The organism is Serratia sp. J2 (genome assembly GCF_046269175.1).
In the GTDB taxonomy this organism is placed as follows: Bacteria; Pseudomonadota; Gammaproteobacteria; order Enterobacterales; family Enterobacteriaceae; genus Chania; species Chania fonticola_C.
The window spans coordinates 68,503-92,188 of sequence record NZ_JBKABN010000003.1; the positions used below are offsets into that span (position 1 = coordinate 68,503).

Annotated in this window: 25 protein-coding genes; 16 read left to right on the top strand and 9 right to left on the bottom strand. The window is 51.4% G+C overall.

What is annotated here, in order from left to right; genetic code table 11:
* Window positions 1–9 precede the first annotated feature (9 nt).
* Entirely contained in the window at window positions 10–363 is a 354-nt protein-coding gene (gene arsC / locus ACKWMY_RS03930) for an arsenate reductase (glutaredoxin) (protein WP_199063356.1), read from the top strand.
* A 44-nt stretch (window positions 364–407) separates the two neighbouring features.
* Here arsC and ACKWMY_RS03935 read toward each other — a convergent pair whose 3' ends face one another.
* Genes ACKWMY_RS03935 through ACKWMY_RS03950 form a run of 4 tightly spaced genes read right to left on the bottom strand, consistent with a single transcriptional unit; the run spans window position 408 to window position 4,500 of the window.
* A complete protein-coding gene (locus ACKWMY_RS03935; RefSeq protein ID WP_074031441.1) occupies window positions 408–1,733 on the bottom strand; it encodes an MFS transporter in 1,326 nt (441 codons plus the stop codon).
* Window positions 1,730–2,383 carry a DUF4286 family protein gene (locus tag ACKWMY_RS03940; protein ID WP_024527063.1) on the bottom strand — a complete coding sequence of 218 codons (654 nt, stop codon included), beginning with the start codon at window positions 2,381–2,383 and terminating at the stop codon, window positions 1,730–1,732. The genes ACKWMY_RS03935 and ACKWMY_RS03940 overlap by 4 nt, the downstream gene beginning before the upstream one ends.
* A gap of 51 nt (window positions 2,384–2,434) precedes the next feature.
* Complete coding sequence (locus tag ACKWMY_RS03945) at window positions 2,435–3,784, bottom strand: amidase (RefSeq protein WP_409485926.1); 1,350 nt, start codon at window positions 3,782–3,784, stop codon at window positions 2,435–2,437.
* Window positions 3,784–4,500 (bottom strand): DUF2848 domain-containing protein, encoded by a 717-nt coding sequence (locus tag ACKWMY_RS03950; protein WP_211134969.1) that lies wholly within the window; start codon window positions 4,498–4,500, stop codon window positions 3,784–3,786. Before ACKWMY_RS03950 ends, ACKWMY_RS03945 begins: the two co-directional genes overlap by 1 nt.
* Window positions 4,501–4,625: 125 nt before the next feature.
* Here ACKWMY_RS03950 and ACKWMY_RS03955 point away from each other — a divergent pair, with 125 nt between their 5' ends.
* The gene (locus ACKWMY_RS03955; protein WP_024527060.1) at window positions 4,626–5,306 is read left to right on the top strand and encodes a GntR family transcriptional regulator; all 681 of its coding nucleotides are present in this window, start codon (window positions 4,626–4,628) and stop codon (window positions 5,304–5,306) included.
* A gap of 36 nt (window positions 5,307–5,342) precedes the next feature.
* Here ACKWMY_RS03955 and hda read toward each other — a convergent pair whose 3' ends face one another.
* A complete protein-coding gene (gene hda, locus ACKWMY_RS03960; RefSeq protein WP_024484905.1) occupies window positions 5,343–6,044 on the bottom strand; it encodes a DnaA inactivator Hda in 702 nt (233 codons plus the stop codon).
* A gap of 172 nt (window positions 6,045–6,216) precedes the next feature.
* On the opposite strand from hda, the gene ACKWMY_RS03965 reads away from it, so the two are divergent.
* The 10 genes from ACKWMY_RS03965 (at window position 6,217) to ACKWMY_RS04010 (ending at window position 16,401) form a co-directional block, all read left to right on the top strand.
* Window positions 6,217–6,714, top strand: a complete 498-nt coding sequence (locus tag ACKWMY_RS03965) for an E3 ubiquitin--protein ligase (protein WP_409485927.1) — start codon at window positions 6,217–6,219, stop codon at window positions 6,712–6,714.
* A gap of 822 nt (window positions 6,715–7,536) precedes the next feature.
* Entirely contained in the window at window positions 7,537–7,917 is a 381-nt protein-coding gene (locus ACKWMY_RS03970) for a winged helix-turn-helix domain-containing protein (RefSeq protein ID WP_211134967.1), read from the top strand.
* 130 nt (window positions 7,918–8,047) lie between these two features.
* Window positions 8,048–8,614, top strand: coding sequence for a helix-turn-helix transcriptional regulator (locus ACKWMY_RS03975; RefSeq protein WP_409485928.1), 567 nt, complete (start codon window positions 8,048–8,050; stop codon window positions 8,612–8,614).
* Window positions 8,615–8,826: 212 nt separating this feature from the next.
* Window positions 8,827–9,387 (top strand): fimbrial protein, encoded by a 561-nt coding sequence (locus ACKWMY_RS03980; RefSeq protein ID WP_308872206.1) that lies wholly within the window; start codon window positions 8,827–8,829, stop codon window positions 9,385–9,387.
* Window positions 9,388–9,445: 58 nt separating this feature from the next.
* Window positions 9,446–10,174: a molecular chaperone gene (locus tag ACKWMY_RS03985; protein ID WP_308872204.1), complete on the top strand. Its 729-nt coding sequence runs from the start codon at window positions 9,446–9,448 to the stop codon at window positions 10,172–10,174.
* A 47-nt stretch (window positions 10,175–10,221) separates the two neighbouring features.
* Window positions 10,222–12,780 (top strand): fimbria/pilus outer membrane usher protein, encoded by a 2,559-nt coding sequence (locus ACKWMY_RS03990; RefSeq protein WP_409485929.1) that lies wholly within the window; start codon window positions 10,222–10,224, stop codon window positions 12,778–12,780.
* 2 nt (window positions 12,781–12,782) lie between these two features.
* Window positions 12,783–13,934 (top strand): fimbrial protein, encoded by a 1,152-nt coding sequence (locus ACKWMY_RS03995; RefSeq protein ID WP_308872200.1) that lies wholly within the window; start codon window positions 12,783–12,785, stop codon window positions 13,932–13,934.
* Between the two features lie 222 nt (window positions 13,935–14,156).
* Window positions 14,157–14,912, top strand: a complete 756-nt coding sequence (locus tag ACKWMY_RS04000) for a transcriptional regulator (protein WP_409485930.1) — start codon at window positions 14,157–14,159, stop codon at window positions 14,910–14,912.
* A 204-nt stretch (window positions 14,913–15,116) separates the two neighbouring features.
* Window positions 15,117–15,911 (top strand): transcriptional regulator, encoded by a 795-nt coding sequence (locus ACKWMY_RS04005; protein ID WP_409485931.1) that lies wholly within the window; start codon window positions 15,117–15,119, stop codon window positions 15,909–15,911.
* Entirely contained in the window at window positions 15,901–16,401 is a 501-nt protein-coding gene (locus tag ACKWMY_RS04010; protein WP_409485932.1) for a hypothetical protein, read from the top strand. The genes ACKWMY_RS04005 and ACKWMY_RS04010 overlap by 11 nt, the downstream gene beginning before the upstream one ends.
* A gap of 200 nt (window positions 16,402–16,601) precedes the next feature.
* Here the strand turns inward: ACKWMY_RS04010 and uraA are convergent, their stop codons facing one another.
* Both uraA and upp read right to left on the bottom strand, forming a co-directional pair.
* Window positions 16,602–17,891 carry a uracil permease gene (gene uraA, locus ACKWMY_RS04015; protein ID WP_021178765.1) on the bottom strand — a complete coding sequence of 430 codons (1,290 nt, stop codon included), beginning with the start codon at window positions 17,889–17,891 and terminating at the stop codon, window positions 16,602–16,604.
* A gap of 120 nt (window positions 17,892–18,011) precedes the next feature.
* Window positions 18,012–18,638: a uracil phosphoribosyltransferase gene (upp, locus tag ACKWMY_RS04020; protein WP_024484908.1), complete on the bottom strand. Its 627-nt coding sequence runs from the start codon at window positions 18,636–18,638 to the stop codon at window positions 18,012–18,014.
* 255 nt (window positions 18,639–18,893) lie between these two features.
* Here upp and purM point away from each other — a divergent pair, with 255 nt between their 5' ends.
* The 3 genes from purM (at window position 18,894) to speG (ending at window position 21,239) form a co-directional block, all read left to right on the top strand.
* Entirely contained in the window at window positions 18,894–19,931 is a 1,038-nt protein-coding gene (purM, locus tag ACKWMY_RS04025) for a phosphoribosylformylglycinamidine cyclo-ligase (protein WP_199063012.1), read from the top strand.
* The gene (purN, locus tag ACKWMY_RS04030) at window positions 19,931–20,569 is read left to right on the top strand and encodes a phosphoribosylglycinamide formyltransferase (protein WP_261160575.1); all 639 of its coding nucleotides are present in this window, start codon (window positions 19,931–19,933) and stop codon (window positions 20,567–20,569) included. Before purM ends, purN begins: the two co-directional genes overlap by 1 nt.
* Before the next feature lie 112 nt (window positions 20,570–20,681).
* Complete coding sequence (speG, locus tag ACKWMY_RS04035; protein ID WP_024527054.1) at window positions 20,682–21,239, top strand: spermidine N1-acetyltransferase; 558 nt, start codon at window positions 20,682–20,684, stop codon at window positions 21,237–21,239.
* 42 nt (window positions 21,240–21,281) lie between these two features.
* Here speG and ACKWMY_RS04040 read toward each other — a convergent pair whose 3' ends face one another.
* Window positions 21,282–21,788: a DUF1993 family protein gene (locus tag ACKWMY_RS04040; protein WP_024527053.1), complete on the bottom strand. Its 507-nt coding sequence runs from the start codon at window positions 21,786–21,788 to the stop codon at window positions 21,282–21,284.
* A 309-nt stretch (window positions 21,789–22,097) separates the two neighbouring features.
* On the opposite strand from ACKWMY_RS04040, the gene ACKWMY_RS04045 reads away from it, so the two are divergent.
* Window positions 22,098–22,838 (top strand): polymer-forming cytoskeletal protein, encoded by a 741-nt coding sequence (locus ACKWMY_RS04045; protein ID WP_235163238.1) that lies wholly within the window; start codon window positions 22,098–22,100, stop codon window positions 22,836–22,838.
* A 12-nt stretch (window positions 22,839–22,850) separates the two neighbouring features.
* Here the strand turns inward: ACKWMY_RS04045 and pstB are convergent, their stop codons facing one another.
* The gene (gene pstB / locus ACKWMY_RS04050) at window positions 22,851–23,663 is read right to left on the bottom strand and encodes a phosphate ABC transporter ATP-binding protein PstB (RefSeq protein WP_074031434.1); all 813 of its coding nucleotides are present in this window, start codon (window positions 23,661–23,663) and stop codon (window positions 22,851–22,853) included.
* Window positions 23,664–23,686 lie beyond the last annotated feature (23 nt).

Consider the following 23,686-nt stretch of genomic DNA (forward strand, 5'->3'; position numbering starts at 1 on the left):
AAGAGAAAGATGAAAAACGTCACTATTTATCACAACCCACGCTGCTCGAAAAGCCGGGAAACGCTGGCACTACTGGAACAGCATGGCGTCGAACCGCAGGTGGTGCTGTATCTGGATACGCCGCCTTCCGTCGCCGAGCTGAAAAAGCTGTTGCAAGAGCTCGGTTTCGCTTCAGCACGTGAACTGATGCGTAAGAAAGAAGATCTCTACAAGGAGCTGGGGCTGGCGGATGAAACCCTGAGTGAAGAACAACTGCTGCAAGCGATGGTGAGCAATCCGAAACTGATCGAACGCCCAATCGTGGTGAAAGGAGGCAAAGCCCGTATTGGCAGGCCACCAGAGCAGGTACTGGAGATCTTGTGATCCCGTGACGGCAAACCGGGCGTTAATCCGCCCGGCTGCTGTATTTACAACGGTTTATGCGCTGTTTCCCGGGCGGCGAGCAAGGCCCACAAGGTAATTAGCAGTGCCAGCACAACGTAAGCCGAAATCGCCAGCGTGCTGTCAAAAGAAGTGAATAACGAAGCAATGATCAACGGCGCAAAGCCACCTCCCACGATCCCCGCCAGAGTATAAGCCAGCGAAGAACCAGCATAGCGCACCCTGGTCGGGAACTGTTCGGTGATGAAGGCCGCCTGCGGGCCGAACATCGCCGCATGGATCAGCAAGCCAATCACTACTGCGGTACAAATCAACACCGGTTGACTGCTATCGAGCAACACAAAGAAGGCAAAAGCCCAGACTATCCCCGCAAGTGCCCCGCCGATATACACTGGTCGGCGGCCTAAGCGATCGGATAAGGCGCCAAACATCGGTACGGTAATCGCGTTGCCGATCGCCCCCAACATGGTGGCAGTCAGCGCCAGTGGCCGTGGCAGGTTCAGCACCGTGGTCACGTAAGTCAGGGTAAACACCACCACCAAGGCGTACAACACGTCGGAGCCAATGCGCGAACCACCGGCGATCAGCAGCGAGCGTGGGTGTTGGGTGAAAACCTCGCGGATCGGCGAATGGGTAACATCCTTCGACGCTTCCAATTTCAGGAACGCCGGTGTTTCCCCGACCCCACGGCGCAACCACAGGCCAAAGACCACCAGCACCAGGCTCAACAGGAACGGAATACGCCATCCCCACTGTTGGAAATCGTCTGCCGACATCGCCATGGTCACCAACGCGATCAGCCCGGTGCCAATCAGCGAACCGCAAGAAGGACCGACTTGCGCAAATGAGGCGTTACGCCCACGCTGATGTGGCTTACCATGTTCCATCGAAAGCAGCACGGCTCCAGCCCATTCCCCACCCAGCGCAATGCCCTGGATAAAGCGCAGTGCCACCAGCAACAGCGGGCTCCAAATCCCCCAACTTGCATAGCCGGGCAGTAATCCCATCAGGGTAGTAGTCACGCCCATGATCACCAGCGTGGCAACCAGCACAAAACGCCGTCCCAACACGTCGCCAAGATGCCCGAAGACGATGCCGCCGATGGGCCGTGAAACATAGCCGACCGCATAAGTGGAAAACGCCAGAATGGTGCCGACCAACGGATCGAATGACGGGAAGAAAACATGGTTGAAAATCAACGCCGCCATGATGTTGTAAACGGTGAAGTCATACCATTCCAGCGCGGTACCTATCGAACTGGCGGCCGCCAACCTGCCGGTTTTAGGAGGATCGACGGCGTGATCTTTCACCGATAAGTCCACAATCGGTGTTTCAGTGGTGGACGTATTCATGATGCCAGCTCCTGTGAGGTCAGTTGCCAGCCAAGTGCGTAATGCACCTCCTCGCCAGCAGGGATTTTCAACGTGTGGCAAGCCAGCTCACTCAACCGCTGCCCCGCCTCTGCGCTACTGCTTTCGATCAACACCATCGGTAACAGCTGACGATTTTCCCGCGACTCTTGCGGAAGCGGTGAACTGAGCTCGGCGTTTGGCAACAGCAGGCTGCTGCGCACAAAACCCGGCTGTTCAGCCAATACGGAACCCAGGTGCTTAACATCGTTTTTCAGAACATCCTGCTCACTCACTGCCAGCGTGATGATGCTCAGATGGCTACCACTGCCCTGGCCGGTGACGGCTTCAACCGTGCAGACCCGGCGCAGGGGATCGCGCATCTTGCCCAGGCAGGCAACCGACCACGGTGTCTGTTGGGTAAAAGCGTTGCGATAGGCCTGGGAGGTAAAACTGGCCAGAGAGGCGGTTTTATACAGCCCGAGGTATTTGCGCCCCCCCTGTAGCGCCTGATAGCGCGTACCGGATAGAAAACCGGGAACACGCACCCGCTCTTCCACGTGTTCACGGTCGTACCACTGATTGAAATCCGCCTCATCCTGCGCGGCGACATCCGTTGCAACAAACAGCATTCCGTTCGGGGAACCGATCATGGGTATTCTCCTGGTAGAGTCAGTAAGGCAAGGTGGCACCCTGCCGAAAAATCACGCGCCGGCAAGGCAACGTTCGATTGCCAGCGCCCAACCCAGCAGCGCCTGGTCATGCATGGGTAACCCGGCCACCATCAGGCCGACGGGGGCCTCACCTGGCCGCTGGCAGGGTAGTGATAACGCACAGCCGTCGAGGAAGTTGATGACGGAAGGATTACGCAGCGCGGCACCGTTGGCACGGAAGTAGGCTTCGTCGTCCTCTGCCAGTTCGGCAATGGTTGGTGCTATCAACGGCGCGGTTGGCATCAACAAGGCGTCAAAACCCTGCACCTTGGCTGTCACCCGCTGTTGCCAACTGGCACGCAGCTGCCGTAGCTGCTGAAGATCGCTCTCGCCCAACGGCTGGCCACGGCGAATGCGTGACAGCACCCGGGGGTCATAACCCTCGGCATATTCGGCAATCAACGGCTGGTGCCAATGCCAAGACTCCAGTGCCGTAAAACCACCGGCACCATTGATCTCCGCCAATTCGGCGAATTCGCTGCAAGGGATAGCTTCAATCTGCGCACCGGCCTGGGCCAAACGTTTCAAGGTGCGCTCAAACGCCGCTGCAACCTCTTCGTCCAAGCTATCCAGCACTAACGTTTGCGGGACGGCAAAACGTGCACTCTCCAAGGATTGTGACTCAGGCCGTAGCGCTTGCTCGGCGATCGCCGCATCCAGTGCGATACAGCTGGCAACGTCATGAGCAATCACCCCAATAGAGTCCAGCGAAGGCGACAACGGCAGCAGTCCACCGCTGGCCATTCGACGGGCGGTAGGCTTATAGCCGGTCAAGCCACAGAAAGCGGCCGGAATACGTACCGATCCCCCGGTATCACTGCCAACAGCACCGCAGCACATACCGTCAGCTACCGCGACCGCCGCACCGGAAGACGATCCGCCGGGGATACGGCGGGCGGCCCGATCCCAGGGATTTGCAGGGGTACCAAAATGCGGATTGAGTCCCAGCCCGGAGTAGGCGAACTCGGTCATGTTGGTTTTACCGATCACCACCGCTCCCGCCTGCAACAGACGCTCTACTATCGCAGCGTGCTTCTTGGCCACCGCAGCACCGGCCAGCACCTGAGAACCAGCGGTAGTTACCTGCCCGCTCACGTCAAACAGGTCTTTGATCGAAACCGGCACGCCATCCAAAGGGGACAGCGGTTTGCCTACTGCACGACGTTGGTCAGCCGCCAGCGCCTGCTGTTGTGCCCATTCGGCATACACCTGAGTAAAAGTACGCTCCCCTTCCCCTTGCGGATCGGCGATCTGCGCCAAGGCACCGGCGATCAACTGCCTGGAAGTAAACTCTCCACTGGCCAACCCGGCTGCGGCCTGTACAAGCGTTAACTTAGCCATCACGCCACCACCGGCAGTTCGATACTGCGATAGCTATGGGCGATGGTGCGCCCCAACACCTCATCCACCAGTTCCATACGGAATTCGGCTGATGGTCGGATCCCCCCAATCGCCGCGACCGTGCCACAGGTCATTGCCAGCCCATCACTCGGTAGCAGGGGAAGCGCCATGCCGCTTTCTGGCAGTTGCTGTCCACTCAGATAGCGTTCGAGCAAATCACCGGGAGTGCGCAGGCTGGCGAGAGTCCCCTGCTGATAAAGCTGAAACGCGCCATTTTCCTTAACCCATGAACGCAGGATCAATGAGTCCCAGTGATCGCTCACTTCGCATAATGGCCAGGCAGCACGAGCTACCGGTTTAACGCAGATCTGCTTGGACAGTGCTACGCTGTGTACTTCCAACTGACGATCGGTATGATCGGACGCTAATGAGACATACAGCTCGCCGCCATGGCTGAAAATGAGCGGTTCCGCTTCGCCGGAGGTCGCCTCGCCGATCACTTCGATGCAATCGCCTTGGCTAAGTTGATTAACCGCCACACGGTAAAACAGCGGGACGCTGCTGGGTTGAGGGACACCCAGCTCGGCCAGTTCCTGGATATGATGTTGAATTGCCTTATAATCGCGACCGGTCCAGCCAGCGATGACCAGATGATCGATGTCAGCATCCAGCGTCTTGGCACTACAGGTTTCTGGTAAAGTAAAGGTCAGCCTCATGGCAATTGTGTCCCTTTGGTTAAAATGGTGTGAAATTTCACTATATCTTCAGTTAACAACTAAGCGACTGCCATGTGACGTTTTTGTGTACCATGTCTAAAAATTTCTTCTTGCAGGAGTAGTATGTGAAGACCATTGACGCAGAGGATCGAGGGTTCCCGGTAGCAGATGAAGCCGGTTTGTCGCTCAATGAAGTGGCTTACCGCCGCTTCAAGCAGGCATTGGTGACGTTAAGTTACAAACCAGGTGAGTACCTCAATACCGCGCAGGTAATGGGTGAGCTGGATATGGGCAGAACACCGATCAATCAGGCGATCCACCGTTTGGCGAATGAGGGCTTGCTGCAGGTGATCCCGCGCAAAGGGGTGATGGTAGCGCCGCTATCGATAGACGATGCGTTAGAGTTGATTGATGTCAGGCTGGCCAATGAAATGCTGTGTATGCGCCTGGCCAGTGCCAAGATCACCCAGGCACAGGTTGCCGCGCTGAACGCACTGAACCAGCAGATCGAAACCGCCAGCCAGGATCGTGACCGTGTGCGGATGATGACGCTGGATCATCAGTTCCATCAGGAGCTGGCACAGATTGCCGGAAATAACATGCTGGCGGATATTCTGAGCGTACTGCACGCCAGAGCCCAACGTTTCTGGGCCAGCACGCTGTCGCGAGAAGGGCATATGCAGGAAGTTATCGATGAACACCGGGCGATTATCAGCGCGTTGGCCGCACAGGACAGCGACGCCGCCGCCAGCGCTGCGCAGGCGCACATCCTGTCATTCCGCAGTGCGTTATTGCACGAAGGGTGAATAGTCTAAAGAGTGGGAGTGAGGAAGAGTGGCTAGCTACAACCCCAGGATTTCCTTCACAAACGGAATGGTCAACTTGCGTTGTGCTGTGATGGACGCGCGATCCAACTGATCGAGCGTCATAAACAGCGTGCGCATTTCACGATCCAGACGCTTGAGCAGGAAACGGCCCACGTCTTCCGGCAGTTCAAAACCACGCAGTTTGGCACGCAACTGTAACGCCTGTAATTTCTCTTCGTCCGACAGCGGCTGTAGCTTGTAGATCTGCCCCCAATCCAGGCGCGAGGCCAGATCCGGCAAATGCAGATTTAGCTGGCGCGGCGGACGATCGCCAGTGATAAACAGGCGGGTGCGGCCAGTTTCCAGAATGCGGTTATAGAGATTGAAAATCGCCATTTCCCATTCCTCATCACCGGCAATGCATTCGATGTTATCGATGCAGACCAGCGCCAGCTGTTCCATGCCGTCCAGCACTTCGGGCACAAAATAGGCGCGCTTATCCAGGGGCACATAGCCTACCGCTTCGCCACGCTGCGAGAGTTCGGCACAGGCCGCATGCAACAAATGGCTGCGTCCCCCGCCTTCGCGTGACCAGAAATAGATGTAGCTACCATGCTCCTGACGGACTGCGGATTGGATCGCGGCTAACAAGGATGGGTTCTCACCCGGATAAAAACTGGCAAAAGTTTCATCATCGGGTAGATAAAGTGGCAGTGACAGCTGTGCCGGCGTATTCAGAAAAGCACCTCAACCAAAACTGGCAGGAAAACGCGAAGAGTCTACCACAGAAAGCAACCGCTGTTGAACCCGCCATGAGAACAACGCAATTTAGTTGCCAAATTTGTCTTATACGGCAAAGCTGTTCTAAGATAAATCGCACAAATTGAAGATGACCGAAAGGAGCTAGACCGTGAAAGCGTGGAATAAAGTGCTATTGGCCTCAATGGTAGGTTTACTGCTGGTGGGTTGCGATGATGCCAAGGTCGATTCCCATCTGGATAAGGCCAAAGACAGTGCCGAACAAATGAAAGATGCGGCGGAAAAGAAAGCCGATCAACTGACCGACGACGCCAAGGCTAAAGCGGAAGAGATCAAGCAGGCCGCGGCGGCCCAGACGGAACAGTTGAAGGGCCAAGCTTCCGCCATTAAAGATGACGCCGCCAAGCAGGCGGATGCCCTCACTGATGATGCCAAAGCCAAGGCTGCAGCGATCAAACAGGATGCAGACAAACAAAGCCAGCAGTTGATCGATCAGGCCAAAAACATCAAGGCCGATGCGATTAACGGAGCGAACGATCTGGCTCAACAGGCCAAGGCAAAAACCGAGCAGCTCAAGAACAGCATGGACAATAAGGCTCAACAAGCCGACGGTAAAACCGAACAACCGGCCCAGCCCGCCAATCAATAAACAGAGTTGCTCTGTATGGGCGCAGCATTTACTGCGCCCGCTTGGCTACCCGCCCTTCATTTCTTTCCTGCTTTCCCACCACCTCGATTCAGCCAACCCGTTGATAAAGTGTCAGATATGCCCTCCATCAAATAGGCCTGGCCAAACCCACTTATGGCGAATGACCCAAGAGTTGTCATTAATGTGAAGATTAACACCTCATTAAGATTTTTCTGATCAATGAGGCACTATCGATTGCAGCTAAATATCCCAATAAAAAACAGCCTAAAAACCAAAAATACAACATTATTAATGCAATTTATTTACACCAAGTTCCTACAGGATAGTTACGCCATCTCATTGAGATTGAATGATAAACTTTGAGTTTTATACCGCTGGATACTGCGTAATATAAGTCTGGCAAACGGGAGTCGCAGTTTGAACAAGCTCAGCGTTCTCTGACGAATCAGAAATTGAAGCGGGCATTAATTTGTCAAAATCAGTGGCCAGAAAATAGGAATTAACTCAATTTCAGTCTTGAGCGTATCTAAATGAATTTATTAAATTTAATTAAAAATATTGATTTTTATTCCAAAAAATATTTATTTTTGACACTTTATGCTGAATTTAAAATCCTGATCAACTGTAGCGCAAAATTTAGCACACCTGGATAATGCAGTTTTTACATCTAAAAAATGGCAATGATTTAGTCAAAAATTCCATTTCGTTACAAAATGGAAACCCTAAGATCAGGATATTAAACGTATTGTTTTATATGAGTAAGAACATAGAATTGTCTTACCAACGGATAGGCTCTCTACCTAATAACAGGAGTTTTAGGAAATGGATAGGAAAAAACTATTTGGCTTCTGGGTTGAGCCGGATCTGCAAATCGATGTTAAGCATAACAGGATAGTTCGCCTCAGCACGGACAAACCTAGCGCCAACTTCTCCTGCGCGATCGTCTCGTTAAAAGAAGTGACGATGGCCATACTCACCTATTTACTCAAGCATGCCGGTGACAAGTATGTCAGCCGTCAGGAATTGTTGATCGAGGTCATTGGCAAGATGAACTATTCATCTTCCAACCAATTTCTGTGGCAAGAACTCAAAGAGCTCAAGTTAAAACTGGCGTTATTGGGGATTTCAGAAGAGATTATCATTACATCCAGAAGCAAAGGCATCAGTATTTCAAGGGGCGATATAAAAACGCTTTACTATTAAAAATGGCCTAATAAGCAATAAACTCAACCAAGAGTCCGATTATCACCTTGCAGTTAAATAACAATAAACCAGATTATGCCAATCAGGGTCCCTATTGCGCCTACTGCCAGAACTGTATCTTTGAGGAAAAATGAAGTATAAGCCAGCAATCAATATTTATGGGGTTGACTCATTTTTTAAATATGGAGTAGAGAGCGTATTAGCCGATATTCCGCTACACCTGCCTTTGGAACCAGGGCGGGCGATCCCTCAAATCGATATATGGGTAATCAGCCAGAAATGCCTGACCGACGTGCTGCCCTTTGTTAACCGAGCAGCACCGAAGATACCCAGCATCGTTTTTTGTTCTGAACGCTGCCAGCGCTTGTTACAAGGTACCCCTACCGACTGGAGCGTTTGCCTGTTCGATTTGGATATAACCATCACCAGACTCAAACAGGAATTACAAAAAAAATTATCGATGCTGTTCTTAATGGGCCGGTTTAATGTAAACAGTCCCCCAAAGCTGAACTTATCCGAGATGGAAAGGGAAACGGTACGGCATTTATCGATGGGCCATAGCCCACACCGGGTTGCGCAATTGACCCACAAAAGCGTTAAAACGATTAGTACCCACAAGCGTAATTCAATGAAACGGCTGGGCGTATTCAGCAATCAGGAATTGATGATGAAGGTTAAAATCCTCGGACTGCACTGAAGCGTGTAAATCCGTCATTTAAACCAAGTCAGATAATTTAATCGCTCGTTAAAGGTATCCATATTAATGGGCGACAGGTTTGAACGTAGCTTTACGTTTAAAAAAGCAGGCATGACGAATAAATAAGCCACTTATTGTTCGCTACAGCCTACTTATACACCAAGTATTACCATGATGGTAACGATACTCGATCTATAAAGGACGTTTTAAAGATGAAAAAAACAATTGTTAGTCTTTCTCTGCTGGCTGCACTGGGTTTGGCCGCTTCAGCACAGGCTGCTTCAACCGGTACCATTACGTTTAATGGCCTGCTGACTGACAGCACCTGTGACGTGGACATCGAAGGCCAGGGCGCTGATGCCACCATCATTCTGCCCACCGTTAGCGTAACCGAACTGACTAGCGCGGGTGACACCACCGGCCGTGCCTCTTTCAAGATGAACATCTCCAAATGTGTGATCGGTACTACGGGCGGCCATTCCAAGGTTTCGGCGTTCTTCCAACCGGGCAATACGGTAGACCTGGGCACTGGGCGCCTGAAAAACGTTGGCGGTAGCGCCACCAAGGTTGATCTGCAATTACTGGACGTGTCCGGCAACTATAAAGTCATCGACATCGGTAGCACCAACCAGGTCAATGATATGACTTATATCGATATCGATCAGGCCAATGGTACCGCGCTGTTGCCGTACGCCGTTGAATATTATGCCAATGGCCAAACCACGCCGGGTACAGTGACCAGTAGCGTAGTTTATAACCTGCAGTACAAATAATGTTTTGATTTATCAGGGAGGGCAACCTCCCTGTTCATTGTTCAAGGATAGTGTATTTATGTTCAGCAAATCATTCCCGTTAACACTCTGGGCCGCCCTATGCTTTCTACTGATTTCCCCGCTGCCTGGCTCGGCCAGTATTGTGGTCAACGGGACCCGCGTGATTTATCCAGGGAATGACAAGGAAGTGACCGTTAAATTATCGAATGTCGGTCAGGCTCCCATGTTGGTACAAAGCTGGATTGATACCGGCGACTCCGATGCCAAACCGGAAAAAATTCGCGTGCCCTTTATTCTGACGCCACCCATTAACCGAATCGATCCCAATAAAAGCCAGACGCTACGCCTGAGTTATACCGCATCTCCTGCACTGCCTGAAAATAAAGAATCCGTGTATTGGCTGAACGTATTAGAAATTCCACCGGTGAAGGAAAATATCGCGCCCAATCGCCTGCAGGTCGCCTTCCGTACCCGGATAAAAATCTTCTATCGTCCGGCTGCCATTGCCGATAACACCAAAGCAGCCGACGCTGCCGAAAAGTTGGTTTGGTCTTTTAGCAACGGAAAGCTTCAGGCAACCAACTCCTCACCCTATTACGTTTCATTAGTCTCGGTGGTCGTGCATCAAGGGGGAAATACGTTCTCTACTGAAGGCGAGATGGTGCCTCCCGGCGGCGTTCAACAATTCACACTGAAAGACGCGCGCACTTTACTTGCGGGAGCTGCAATCTCCTACGAATACGTTAACGACTGGGGGGCGGTTAAAACAGTGAAGGCTGTTCTTTAATCCGTCGTTGTATTTGGGATAAATATAAACAGGGTTGTTTATCTACTATGCGTCATCCATTCCATTATTCTCTATTGGCTACCATGGTAATGTTGGCCTTCATGCCTGCGGCCCAGGCCACAGAAGATACGCCAGCGATTTTGCGCAACGATGCTCCTACGGGAACTGGCGTGCGTTTCGACCCGATATTTCTAAGCTCGTCTGAGGCAGACGCGGTTGATTTATCCCGCTTTGAACACGGCGCAGCCGCTTCACCGGGCACCTACCCAGCCGATATCTATGTTAACGGCGAATTGGCGACGCACGAAAAGGTGTTGTTTGTCGAGCAGGCGAATAAGCAAGTCTTGCCTTGCCTGTCACCAGGCATCCTGAAAAAAATCAATTTTAACTATAGCCAGCTGCCAGCCACTTTTACTGAGGCACTTCGCAATGAACAAAGTTGCTATCCGCTCACCCAACTGATCCCACAAGCTCAGGTTGCATTCGACTCAGGGTTACAGCGCCTGGATATCAGCATCCCTCAGGCAATGATGCAGAATATCGCGCGCGGCTATGTCAGCCCGGAGCTGTGGGATAAGGGCATCCCTGCACTGTTGTTAGGGTATAACACCAACGTCTATACCACGCACTCTCGCGGAGAAACCAGCAACTCGGTCTACACCGGGATAAATGCCGGCATCAATATCGGCGCCTGGTATTTCCGACACGACGGGAATTATAACTGGCAGCAGAGGATCGGCGGGCAATACCAGTCGATCAACAACTATGTCGAACGCGATATTCCGGCGATCTTGGGCCGTGTGCGCCTGGGGGAAACCAGCACCAAAGGACAGGTGTTTGATACCCTGCCATTCCGAGGGATTGAACTAGTCAACGACGACCGCATGCTGGCCCCTTCCCTGCGCGGGTATGCACCCAATATTCGTGGGATCGCTCGAACCAATGCGCGGGTCACCGTGCGCCAGAACAGTCTGGTTATTTATGAAACCACGGTATCGCCGGGGGCCTTCGTGATTGACGACCTGTACCCGACCGGCTTTGGCGGCAATCTGGACGTGACGGTTAAGGAAGCAGACGGCAGCGTGCAGAACTTTCAGGTTCCTTATGCGTCAGTCGCCCAGTTGCTACGCCCAGGCACCCACCACTACGACGTGGTAGCGGGTAAACTCAATGATATATCGCTGTCCTCAAACCCCACTCTGGTGCAGGCCACTTATCAACGCGGGCTGACCAATACCCTGACCGGTTACGGCGGCCTGCAGGCAAGTAATGATTATTATGCGCTGCAATTGGGGGCAGCATTGAGCACCTCGATTGGCGCGTTCTCCGCCGATGTCAGCCAGGCTCGAGTCCATCTGGAAAGCACCAAAGAGCGGATGAACAGCGGGCAGAGCTTCCAGTTGAGTTACAGCAAGTTCTTGCCGGCAACCAACAGTAACCTGACCATCGCCGCCTATCGCTATTCAACCTCCGGCTATTACGACTATATGACCGCCATGCGGGCGATCGATGCCGAGCAGCGCGGTCAGTCGGCTGACAATATCTGGCGGCCACGTAACCGATTTAATATCACCATGAATCAAGGGCTGCCAGCCGGTTGGGGGCAAATGTATGTCACCGGTTATACCCAGGATTACTGGAATCAAGGCAATACCGATCTTCAATATCAACTGGGCTACAGCAACGAGTATCGCGATATCAGCTACAGCCTGAGCGCTGGGCGCGTACGCGGCATGCGGGGCGGTATGGAAACCAACTGGCTGCTGAACCTCAGCATGCCATTAGGGCGTAAAGAAAATGCCAATCTACCCTCGCTGAGCGCCAGCCTGAATCACAGCACCACGGGGCAAAGTGGCCAACAAGTTGGTATTTCTGGCAGTGCCGGGGAAGACTATCAATACAACTACGGCGCCAGCGCGATGCATTATAACCAGGGCGGGGGCAGCAGCATGGCACTCAACGGCGGTTACCGTTCAGCTTACACCCATATGACCGCCACTTACGGCGCGGGAAGACATTACCAGAATGCGTCGGCTGGGCTGAGTGGCACGATGATCGCCTGGCCGCAAGGTATCGTCATGACACCTTATACCGGTGATACCTTCGCCGTGGTTGAAGCCAAAGGGGCGACCGGCGCCAAGGTGGGCGGCTATTCCGGTGTGCGCATCGATCCATGGGGACACGCCGCCGTGCCTTATCTGAACCCGTATGAGATGAATGAAATCACCATCGACCCAAAAGGCATGCCGTACGAAGTCGAGCTGGAAAATACCAGTGACAAAGTTGCCCCACATGCAGGTGCAGTGAGCAAGGTGACGTTTAAAACACAGCAAGGGACACCGCTGTTGATCATGGCGCAACGCACTAATGGCGAAGCAGTGCCATTTGGGGCTGAAGTATTCGACAGTGTGAAAAACAACATCGGCAGCGTTGGCCAGATGGGACAAATTTATGCGCGGGTAGAAAAGCAACGGGACCAGCTTACGGTCAAGTGGGGTAGCCAACCAGGTCAATACTGTCAGCTGAATTATATTTTACCGCCTAAACAACCAGGCTCGACCATTAAAAACATTATCCGCTTTGATTCAATCTGCCGGGAGGATTAACAATGAACAGGTTTACTAACGGGTGGCTTGAAAGTATTCGAACGACCTTAACTCACTATAGCTTGCACGCCTTATTGGTCGTTCTGGTTGCCTACAGTTCAGCTGGTTTAGCGCTAACCTGTAAGATAAATGTGCCGGTCAGAACCGATGCCTTTCCCTTGCAGGGAGGGAATATCACCGTGGGTAATGAACTCCCCCTCGGGTCCATCATTTATCGGCAAAACATCACCTCAACCAAGGATTATGCCAAAGCGCCCCATGGTCTTTGTGATGGCACCGGCCCGCATACGGACAGGCAATATATTTATCTCACCAAAATGCCGCAGTCGCTTTCCAGCTGGCAAGGGGGAACTTATTCAGGAAAAATTTACAACACCAATATCCCTGGCGTTGGCGTGGTGATCGCCAGAGGCAACACGGGTCTTAATGCCACTCCCTTCCAATGGTATAGTGAAACGCGAGCCAGCATTGGTGATATACAGGTGTGGACCACCATCACGATGTTACTGATAAAAACCGGTAATATCACACCGGGTACGCTGAACGGCAGCTCCTTACCTACCGCCGTCATTCGTAACGATTACACCGTTGCCAACGGCAGCGCCGTCCTTTACTCATGGAAGCCCTATACCGTTAACTTTAGTGGCAGTTTAAGGATCATCTCTCAAACCTGCAGCGTACCGGATTATACTGTTGATCTTGGATCCTGGGATATCTTTGATATGATGTCAAAAGGCTCCAGCGAATGGCGCGATGCCTCAATCAAAATGACCAACTGCCCAAGGTTTTACGGTTATATCAATAATGCCTTTAACACGGTACACTTAACCGGCGCGATTTCTGGGTTAAAATATACCGGTAATGCCATTGGGCTAAAGCTGTCCGCATTATATGGCAACATCAATGCTGCCAGCGGTATCGTCAAATTAGAACCTTCAAACAACACGGCCAACGGCGTTGGTATCCAGCTTGCTTCGGGTAACAAAGCTAGCAACACCCTGTTCAATCTCGGTACTGAGCAGCGGATAGCTGTTAGCAATAGTGCTAATACCAGCCTGACAATTCCTTTGGTAGCCAGGTATATCAAAACAGAGAACAAAGTGACACCAGGCAAAGCAGACAGCAAGGTGGTATTCACCATAAATTATTATTAGCAAGCTATCCAAAGCCTTGCTAAATAATAGTGATAATTATAACCTTCTAATGCCGCCAGTTATGGTGGCATTTTTTCGAGACTAATAAACACCCCATCAGACCTTATCTCCCCTGCGCTTTAATCATGATACTTATATCCCCGCAATCCTTTCTGTGGGCTAGTATGTTTTATATGCTAGACTCACCGCCTTCAGATTATTATTACTATGAAGGAGCTTGAAATGACCAATGATTACCTGATTAACAAAACTATAGTTTACAATAGCGTAGAGGGTGTCATTTTTAAGCTGAATAAACCAGATGTAAAAATAAAGCTGTCAAAACCTGGCGCCGAGTGCTTACGGATCCTGATTGATGCCAAGCATCAGATCATCTCACAAGATGCTCTTGTTAAGGACATTTGGGGGCAAAAAGGAATGGTTGTCGGCCCGAATACGCTTTACCAACATATCTATATGTTAAGAAAAAATTTCGGGGCTTTAGGCATAGATAGAGAGATTATTAAAACCACGCCACAACTCGGATTTAATATATCCACAAACTTTGCTATTGAGCAGATGTCAGATGAATTTCAATGCACAGAAAATCGTTCATCATTTTATAAACAAGTAAATAATAATCTGCTGAGATTATCAGATAATGCAAACACCCCCACCCAGATTGAGAACTCATCCGGGTGGCATAAACTATTTTATTTCCTGCCGTTTATTATTAGTCTAATCATTTTGTTGGTTAATTGTGTTCGACAACCGTTAAATAATGACTCGATTTCGTATCAAGATGGAAACTGTAGCCTCTCTGGTAATGTATCCTGGACCTATTTCAATTCAAAAGCGCACAGCAGAAAAGTCGCATGTCAAAACCCAAGCAAACATATAGTGAACAGCTTGTCAGATGGCACAATATGCCTTGTTGGCAAACAAGGTTATCTGGTAAGCCAGACCGATACCACACTATTGTACTGCACCCGAATCTGATACGCAGGCAATATGTGGCGCCGGAGTAAGGGTAAACCTGCTCCGGCCCTTGCTACTGCAGCAAAGCATCTGTACCTGGCCCCCACATATTGCCTGTTAACGCTTAGGCACTTTATAGATGTTAAATTAAATAGGGATAAGACTTTACATGCACTGGGAATAATCCTATCCTTATGGGTGGCATTCATTACCCAGAGGATTGAGATGGTTGGTTACTATTTGATAGATAAAAAGATAGTTTACAATATTGATCACGGGGAAATTCTCAACCTTAATAAGCCAGATGTAAAAGTAAAGCTTTCTAACCCTGCGGCTAAATGTTTACAGAAACTCATTGATGCCGATCATCAAATTGTTTCTCCAGATGAGCTTATCGACGACATTTGGGGGCAGAAAGGCGTCATTGTGGGCACTAATACCCTATATCAGCATATCTATATCCTGAGGAAACACCTTTGCTCACTGGGATTAGATAAAAACATTATTAAAACAACTCCGCGCTCCGGGTTTAATATTCCGCAAGAGTTTACTATTGAGCTATTTCAGGATGAGGTTGAATACGTAAAACAAGAAGTTCTTCAAGAACAACACCAACAGGCGGAAGAACAGCCAGCATTAATAATCAATGAGTTACCAAAGAAAAAACCCGATTTTCTAAAAAAACGCAGTATCTATTATATGGTGATGGTTTTCATCCTCATCATTGGCTCATCGATTTATATTTACAACGAAAAAAAACCTTTAGAAGCCGATTACACATTAATAGGAAAGTATCAAAACTGTGATATTTACGGAGAAGATGTAAAACTCACCCTCTCATATATAAAATCAAGAATTGACACTCACAAGATAAAGTGCAACAACGTAGAGAACCAGTCTTTATATTACTTTGTAAATACCGAAATAAAAAGAGAATCAATTTTCTTATGTGATAATCGCATTGATGGTAATGCGAGGAGTAATTGTAAATCATATCATTGGACTGGCTATGAAAACTAAATTCATTATTCCATTAGTAATTTTAACCAGTGCTATTTTGGCCGCTGCGTATTACTTATTTTATTTAACAAATAAAACAGAAACTATCTCTTGCGAAACCAGGCTTTATTACAAATTTTACAAACCCAACCCAGAAGTAGTCGCCAACTACAATATAATTATAAATTTAAAAGGCGACAGCGATAAAGATGATGGAAGAGGTAAATTCTCAATAACTGCAAACTTTAATGATGGAAAGAACACTTACTTTATCAGACGTGATATCATCGTCAGCTACCAAGTTGACGATAATGGCTTGTATTTTTTTAAAACCCTCTATATCAATAAATATGCCCGAGATACCATCCCTGAAAATATCGAAAAACGCATTGTGCCAGATGTTTTTTCTAAAATAAACAGTTTGTCAGGCTACACCATACGCCCAGCAGGTAAGCAAGGGTACTTTATCTATGAAACCGACATTCCGGTCTTTTACTGTAATCGGTTATAACCGGGCAACCTATGGTAGATGCACGCCCCTGTTGCTCAATAGCCTGCTATCATGATGCAGCAAGCAGGCTATCGTGGGCCTGGAAGCACTCAAGAGACATCGCCTGACCATGAAGCCAATATTCCCACCGTTAAGGTGAGTAATATTGGCACAATCACCATCAGGCCCACTCTACCAGCAGGCTAATAGACCCATGCCGATTATTTTTGGTCCAGTCGCTCTTCTGGCACATCGATCACTTCTTCTTCCTTGCGGTACAGGCTGATCAGTTTGAACAACAGGCTCAGGCCGACGCCGACGATGGTCGCCAATGCCATACCTTTCAGCTCTGCTGCACCGATATGCACTTTCGCGCCGCTAACGCCGATAATCAGGATCACCGAGGTCAGGATCAGGTTCTGCGCCTTGTTATAATCCACCTTGGATTCGATCAATACGCGGATACCCGAAGCACCAATCACGCCATACAGCAATAGGGAAACGCCGCCCATCACCGGCACCGGCACCACCTGGATCGCCGCCGCCAGCTTGCCTACGCAGGAAAGCAGAATGGCCAGAATTGCCGCTCCGCCGATCACCCAGGTGCTGTAAACCTTGGTAATGGCCATGACACCGATGTTCTCACCATAGGTGGTGTTCGGTGTAGAGCCGAAGAAGCCGGAGATCACGGTGGAAATCCCGTTGGCAAACATTGAGCGGTGGAGGCCTGGATCGCGCAGCAGGTCTTTTTTAACGATGTTTGCCGTGACTACCAGGTGACCAACGTGCTCGGCAATTACCACCAATGCCGCAGGCAGAATGGTGAAGATGGCAAACCACTCAAAGCGTGGCGTGTAGAAGGTCGGCAAGGCAAACCAGTGTGCGTCACGGATTGGCGTCAGATCCACCACGCCCATAAAGAACGACAGCGCATAGCCTACCAACACACCAATCAGGATCGGGATAATCGCCAGGAAACCGCGGAACAGCACCGAGCCCAATACGGTAACACCCAGCGTCACCAGTGAAATGGTGATGGTCGTGCTGTCTGCGGAGGTGCCTTCCGCCGGTAACAGCCCGGCCATGTTGGCCGCCACGCCCGCCAGCTCCAAACCGATGACGGCAACGATTGCGCCCATCGCCGCAGGCGGAAACATCACGTCCAGCCAGCCGGTTCCGGCTTTCTTGACGATCAGCGCGACCAGGCAGAACAGCACGCCGCACATGATAAAGCCACCCAGTGCAACCTCATACCCCAGCGGCAACAGCAGCAACACCGGTGAAATAAACGCAAAGCTGGAGCCCAGATAGGCCGGTATCTTGCCCTTACAGATAAACAGATATAGCAATGTCCCCACGCCGTTAAACAGCAGTACCGTCGCCGGGTTGATCTTGAACAGGATTGGCACCAGCACGGTGGCCCCGAACATGGCAAACAGATGCTGGAAGCTGAGTGGGATGGTCTGGAACAGCGGCGGGCGTTCACTAACGCCGATGGCGCGACGGGTCATGGGGTGTTTTTCCTCTGAGTTAGTATCAGTTGTGTTGGCTTGGTGATCAATGCTCAATGGATTGTCAGGGTTGGCAATCCAAAGGGCATTAAAAAGCCGACTCTCAGGTCGGCTTATTTATTATTTGGTACCAAATATCTTATCGCCTGCATCACCCAGGCCAGGCACGATGTACCCTTTGTCATTCAGACATTGATCGATCGAAGCGGTATACAACTCAACATCTGGATGCGCTTTCTCCAGCGCGGCGATCCCTTCAGGAGCGGCGACCAGCACCAGCACCTTAATGCTGCTGCAACCGGCTTTCTTAAGGAGGTCGATAGTGGCGATCATCGAACCACCGGTAGCCAGCATTGGGTCAACCACCAGCGCCATGCGCTCATCAATGTTGGAAACCAGTTTCTGGAAATAAGGGACCGGCTCCAGGGTTTCTTCATCACGATAAACCCCAACCACGCTGATACGAGCGCTCGGTACGTGCTCCAGCACCCCTTCCATCATGCCCAGACCGGCACGCAGGATTGGCACTACGGTAATCTTCTTCCCTTTAATCTGCTCAACTTCAACCGGCCCACACCAACCTTCGATGGTAACTTTCTCTGTCACCAGATCGGCGGTCGCTTCATAGGTCAGCAAACTACCCACTTCAGAAGCCAGCTCACGAAAGCGTTTGGTGCTGATATCGTGTTCGCGCATCAGACCAAGCTTGTGCTTAACCAGCGGGTGTTTCACCTCAACGATCTTCATCATTTTTCTCCTATTAAGGTGGTTGACGGCCAAAAAAATCGCCGGATTATACCGCCTTTTGCTTCCGACGCCACTACCAATAGCCGGATCGAGATCAACAAAAGCGTGATCAACAGTATAGAAGACGAAAAGTTCGAGCGGGCTCACATGGTTCTCGCAAACGTTTGCTTGCGCTGTTAGAATTGCCGCGCCTGGTTCCGGCACCACCGCCGGAAGCACCGTTCTCAAACCGCAAACCGTCGTGGGGATCGCGCAGTGACCGACAAAACCTCTCTCAGCTATAAAGACGCAGGTGTCGATATCGATGCTGGCAACGCATTGGTAGACCGCATCAAAGGTGTAGTGAAACAGACCCGCCGCCCGGAAGTGATGGGTGGACTGGGCGGTTTTGGCGCCCTGTGCGCGTTGCCGCAAAAATACCGCGAGCCGATACTGGTTTCCGGCACCGACGGCGTGGGCACCAAGCTGCGTCTGGCGATGGATTTAAAACGCCACGACACCATCGGTATCGATCTGGTGGCGATGTGTGTTAACGATCTGGTGGTTCAGGGCGCTGAGCCATTGTTCTTCCTCGATTACTTCGCTACCGGCAAGCTGGATGTGGATACCGCCGCCAGCGTGATCACCGGGATTGCCGAAGGGTGTAAACAGTCCGGCTGTGCGTTAGTGGGTGGCGAGACCGCCGAAATGCCCGGCATGTACCACGGTGAAGACTATGACGTCGCTGGTTTCTGCGTGGGCGTGGTTGAGAAATCCGAGATCATCGACGGCAGCAAAGTACAGTCCGGCGATGCGCTGATCGCTCTGGGCGCTTCAGGCCCGCATTCCAACGGTTATTCGCTGGTGCGCAAGATCCTCGAAGTGAGCAAGACCGACCCCACCACCACTGACCTGGCAGGCAAACCGCTGGCAGATCATCTGCTCGAGCCGACCAGGATTTACGTCAAATCGGTACTGGAATTGATCGAGAAAGTGGAAGTGCACGCGATTGCTCACCTGACCGGCGGCGGCTTCTGGGAAAACATCCCACGCGTGTTGCCAGAAGGGATGCAGGCGGTGATCGACGAATCGAGCTGGCAGTGGCCTGCCGTGTTTAGTTGGTTGCAGCAGGCAGGCAACGTGAGCCGTCATGAAATGTACCGTACCTTTAACTGCGGTGTCGGTATGGTGATTGCGCTGCCACAGGAGTCGGTAGAAAAAGCCATCGCAATATTGACCGCCGCAGGTGAAAAAGCCTGGCAGATTGGTAAACTGGCCGCTTCTTCTGACGAACAACAAGTGGTCATCCAGTGATGAAAAAGATTGTGGTGTTGGTCTCCGGCCAGGGGAGTAATCTCCAGGCGCTGATCGACGCCTGCCAACAGGGCCGGATCGCCGCCACTATCGTGGCGGTATTCAGCAATAACGCGCAGGCTTATGGCCTGCAGCGTGCCGAAGAGGCTGGCATTGCCGCTCAAGCGCTGGATGCCAAAGCCTTTGCCGATCGCGAAGCCTTTGACGCCGCGTTGGCGCAGGCTATCGACCAATACCAACCCGATCTGGTGGTGCTGGCCGGTTATATGCGCATTCTCAGCAACGCCTTTGTGCAGCACTATGCCGGGCGCATGCTGAATATCCACCCTTCCCTGCTGCCGAAATACCCTGGGTTGCATACCCATCGTCAGGCTATCGACAACGGCGACGCCGAACATGGCACTTCGGTGCATTTCGTCACGGAGCAGCTCGACGGTGGCCCGGTGATCCTGCAAGCCAAGGTACCGATCTTCCCCGGTGACGAGGAAGATGAGATCATTGAGCGGGTGCAGACCCAGGAACACACCATATATCCTCTGGTGGTGAGCTGGTTTATCGAAGGGCGGCTGGCAATGCGCGATAACGCCGCCTGGCTGGACGGCGAACGCCTGTCAGCACAAGGTTATGCCGCCGACTGATCCGCAATTTAACCGCAATCTAAACGGTGCCTTTCACGGTACCGTTTTTTTTCGCCTTGAATCTGCTCCTGGGGTTATACTTTTGCCAGATTACTGATACCTAGGAGATTGTATGTCGAGCACCACCAACGTCAGGCTGCGCCCGCTGGAGCGGGAAGATCTGGCGTTTGTTCACCAGATGGATAACAACGCCAGCGTCATGCGCTACTGGTTCGAAGAACCTTATGAAGCCTTTGTCGAGCTTTCCGATCTGTACGATAAACACATTCACGATCAGAGCGAACGGCGTTTTATCATCGAGCATGAAGGGGCCAAGGTCGGGCTGGTTGAACTGGTAGAGATCGACCATATCCACCGCCGCGCCGAATTCCAGATCATCATCGATCCGGCGCATCAGGGCAAAGGCTACGCCAGCACCGCCGCCAAACTGGCGATGGACTACGGCTTCTCGGTACTTAACCTGTATAAGCTGTATTTGATCGTCGATAAAGAAAACCCGAAGGCGATCCATATTTACAGCAAGCTGGGGTTTGAGGTCGAAGGCGAACTGATTGACGAATTCTTCGTTAGCGGCGCATACCGCACCGTGCTGCGCATGTGCATCTTCCAGCCGCAGTATTTGGCGAAGTTCAAGACTGCCCAGTCTGGTGATAAACCATTGGTTAAATAACAGCCAATCGGGGAGGTATTCTTCTCCCCGAAAGATACAGAATTACTTCGCGCCCAGATAATCCCATTTCCCCACTTCCACACCCTGATTACGCAGGATGTTATAGGCGGTGGTCAGGTGGAAATAAAAGTTGGGGATGGCGAAAGTCAGCAGGAAATCTTGCGCGGTGAAGTGGAAATCACGCGTTTTGCTTTTAATCTCAATGTTGCGGTCATCGGCCTCGGCAAAATCGGCCGCCTGGAAGCCCTGCACATAGGCGATGGTTTTTTCGATACGCTGGTATAGCTCGGCAAAGCTGGCTTCGTTATCCGGCATGGACGGTACTTCCTGCCCGGCTAATCTGGCCACTGCGCCTTTGGCAGCATCGCTGGCAATTTGTACTTGCCGCAGCAGTGGAAACATATCTGGCGCCAGTCGAGCTTCTAACAGCACGCTTTCAGCCTGCTGCTTCTGCTGCAAGAACTGCTCACCTTTTTTCAGTAACGCCGACAGGATCTGCAAACCACGGACAAACTGCAATGGGGAATGGGCATAAATCGATAAAGACATACAACCTCCAGATGTGAGTGACCAGCCATCTTACGCCGGTTGCCGGAGTAATGTCGTTGAGTTGTTTGACAGAGTGTGTCCGCACTCGATATTCATGCAAAAAATCAATTTAACCTTTAAAATCATGCAAATAATCAATTTTTTGGCAACTTCAGAATATCCTGGGTTGGTCAAGCGAGTGGTGAATTAGCTAGCATTATTAGGTATCATCACCCGCTACTACGGATAGCCCTACAGGAACCGTCACGCTGGCTGCCGCCTGGCATCCCGCACTTTCGCGGCGAATGGACTTCAAACGGCCTGAAAAACATGCGTAATTACAACTTATTATGGTGTGTGTGGGGATTATGGGCACTGTCCATCGTTCTCTGGCTGACAGGGATCAGCTTCACCGGTATCTACTTAAAACGCGCGCTGCTGGCCGCCTTGGTCCTGGCACTGTTGGCAACGCTGGCGTTTATCTACAAAATAACAAGGATGGATCAAATGCTGTCATTCAATAAGAAAAATAAAGCCGTTAATGAGGAAAAAGCGCAGGAGCTGATCGATCAGCCCGTGCCTCAGCCGGCTGCTCACTCTGAGCCAAACGCCCTGCCTGAAGTTGCCGACGCCATCAAGCCAATCCGTGCCAAGAAGGACACCTTTATCTCCAATGGTGCGCTGTTCACCGGTGTGATCGAAGGCGATGGCAATATCATTGTCGAAGGCCGAGTTGAGGGAAACATCATTTGCAGCCACATGGTGCGCATTGAAACCAGCGGCCATGTCAAAGGCGAGATCCGCGCCCAGCAAATCATGATCAATGGCCCCGTTGAAGGCCGTTGCTTCGCCGACTCGCTGTCAATCCAGCCGAAGGGCAGCATGCGCGGTGATATTTTCGCCGACGAAATCTCCATCGAGAAAGGCGGCCTGTTTATTGGCCAGTCGCAGTTGATGCAAAAAACGCCTCCACAGGCCCAGCCCGCTCAGGCAAAAGTGACCGCACTGAAAAAGGTTGAAACTGAACAGCAGGAACAACCGACCGCACAGCCGAGCAAGCATGCCAATTAAGCTCCTCGCCCGTCAACCATAGCGGCCAGTAATGTAATCCTCTGTACGGCGTTGGCGTGGCGAAGTGAAAATCGCGTCGGTATCGTTATATTCCACCAGCGTCCCCTGGTGGATAAACGCCGTATAGTCGGAAACCCGCGCAGCCTGCTGCATGTTGTGGGTCACCAGCACCACGCTGTAGCGCTGTTTCAGCACCGAAATCAATTCCTCGATGGTTAAGGTGGAAATCGGATCCAGCGCAGAGGTCGGTTCATCGAGCAACAACACTTCCGGTTCAACCGCGATCGCCCGTGCAATCACCAACCGCTGTTGTTGGCCGCTGGATAGGCGGAACGCATTTTCCCGTAACCGATCTTTCACCTCATGCCACAGCGCGGCGGCACGTAAGGATCGCTCCACGGCTTCATCCAGAATGCGCCTGTCACGGACGCCCTGTAAGCGCAGGCCGTAAACCACGTTTTCGTAGATCGATTTCGGGAACGGGTTTGGCCGCTGGAATACCATGCCCACGCGCCGCCGCAAAGCGGCAACGTCAATCTGCGGGCCGGAAATGGTTTCGCCATTAAGCTGCAGTTCGCCGTCAATCCGGCAGCGCTCCACCAGATCGTTCATCCGGTTAAAGCAGCGCAACAGCGTCGACTTGCCGCAGCCAGAAGGACCGATCAGCGCCGTCACCCGGTGTTTGGGAATGCGCAGGGAAATATTGTGCAGCACCTGCTTGTCACCATAAAACAGATCCAGGCCGTTGACCGCCAGCGCGGTATGCTCATCGGCAAGATGCTGGACGTCCAACCGGGGTAGGCTGCCCGGCGTTATCAGACTCATTTGGCACTCCCCAAAAGATTTAA

Bases quoted from the DNA above. Each gene is read 5' to 3' on its own strand.
- arsC (WP_199063356.1), top strand. From the start codon at position 10: ATGAAAAACGTCACTATTTATCACAACCCACGCTGCTCGAAAAGCCGG.
- ACKWMY_RS03935 (WP_074031441.1), bottom strand. From the start codon at position 1,733: ATGAATACGTCCACCACTGAAACACCGATTGTGGACTTATCGGTGAAA.
- ACKWMY_RS03940 (WP_024527063.1), bottom strand. From the start codon at position 2,383: ATGATCGGTTCCCCGAACGGAATGCTGTTTGTTGCAACGGATGTCGCC.
- ACKWMY_RS03945 (WP_409485926.1), bottom strand. From the start codon at position 3,784: ATGGCTAAGTTAACGCTTGTACAGGCCGCAGCCGGGTTGGCCAGTGGA.
- ACKWMY_RS03950 (WP_211134969.1), bottom strand. From the start codon at position 4,500: ATGAGGCTGACCTTTACTTTACCAGAAACCTGTAGTGCCAAGACGCTG.
- ACKWMY_RS03970 (WP_211134967.1), top strand. From the start codon at position 7,537: ATGGATAGGAAAAAACTATTTGGCTTCTGGGTTGAGCCGGATCTGCAA.
- ACKWMY_RS03975 (WP_409485928.1), top strand. From the start codon at position 8,048: ATGAAGTATAAGCCAGCAATCAATATTTATGGGGTTGACTCATTTTTT.
- ACKWMY_RS03980 (WP_308872206.1), top strand. From the start codon at position 8,827: ATGAAAAAAACAATTGTTAGTCTTTCTCTGCTGGCTGCACTGGGTTTG.
- ACKWMY_RS03985 (WP_308872204.1), top strand. From the start codon at position 9,446: ATGTTCAGCAAATCATTCCCGTTAACACTCTGGGCCGCCCTATGCTTT.
- ACKWMY_RS03990 (WP_409485929.1), top strand. From the start codon at position 10,222: ATGCGTCATCCATTCCATTATTCTCTATTGGCTACCATGGTAATGTTG.
- ACKWMY_RS03995 (WP_308872200.1), top strand. From the start codon at position 12,783: ATGAACAGGTTTACTAACGGGTGGCTTGAAAGTATTCGAACGACCTTA.
- ACKWMY_RS04000 (WP_409485930.1), top strand. From the start codon at position 14,157: ATGACCAATGATTACCTGATTAACAAAACTATAGTTTACAATAGCGTA.
- ACKWMY_RS04005 (WP_409485931.1), top strand. From the start codon at position 15,117: ATGGTTGGTTACTATTTGATAGATAAAAAGATAGTTTACAATATTGAT.
- ACKWMY_RS04010 (WP_409485932.1), top strand. From the start codon at position 15,901: ATGAAAACTAAATTCATTATTCCATTAGTAATTTTAACCAGTGCTATT.
- uraA (WP_021178765.1), bottom strand. From the start codon at position 17,891: ATGACCCGTCGCGCCATCGGCGTTAGTGAACGCCCGCCGCTGTTCCAG.
- upp (WP_024484908.1), bottom strand. From the start codon at position 18,638: ATGAAGATCGTTGAGGTGAAACACCCGCTGGTTAAGCACAAGCTTGGT.
- purN (WP_261160575.1), top strand. From the start codon at position 19,931: ATGAAAAAGATTGTGGTGTTGGTCTCCGGCCAGGGGAGTAATCTCCAG.
- speG (WP_024527054.1), top strand. From the start codon at position 20,682: ATGTCGAGCACCACCAACGTCAGGCTGCGCCCGCTGGAGCGGGAAGAT.
- ACKWMY_RS04040 (WP_024527053.1), bottom strand. From the start codon at position 21,788: ATGTCTTTATCGATTTATGCCCATTCCCCATTGCAGTTTGTCCGTGGT.
- ACKWMY_RS04045 (WP_235163238.1), top strand. From the start codon at position 22,098: ATGCGTAATTACAACTTATTATGGTGTGTGTGGGGATTATGGGCACTG.
- pstB (WP_074031434.1), bottom strand. From the start codon at position 23,663: ATGAGTCTGATAACGCCGGGCAGCCTACCCCGGTTGGACGTCCAGCAT.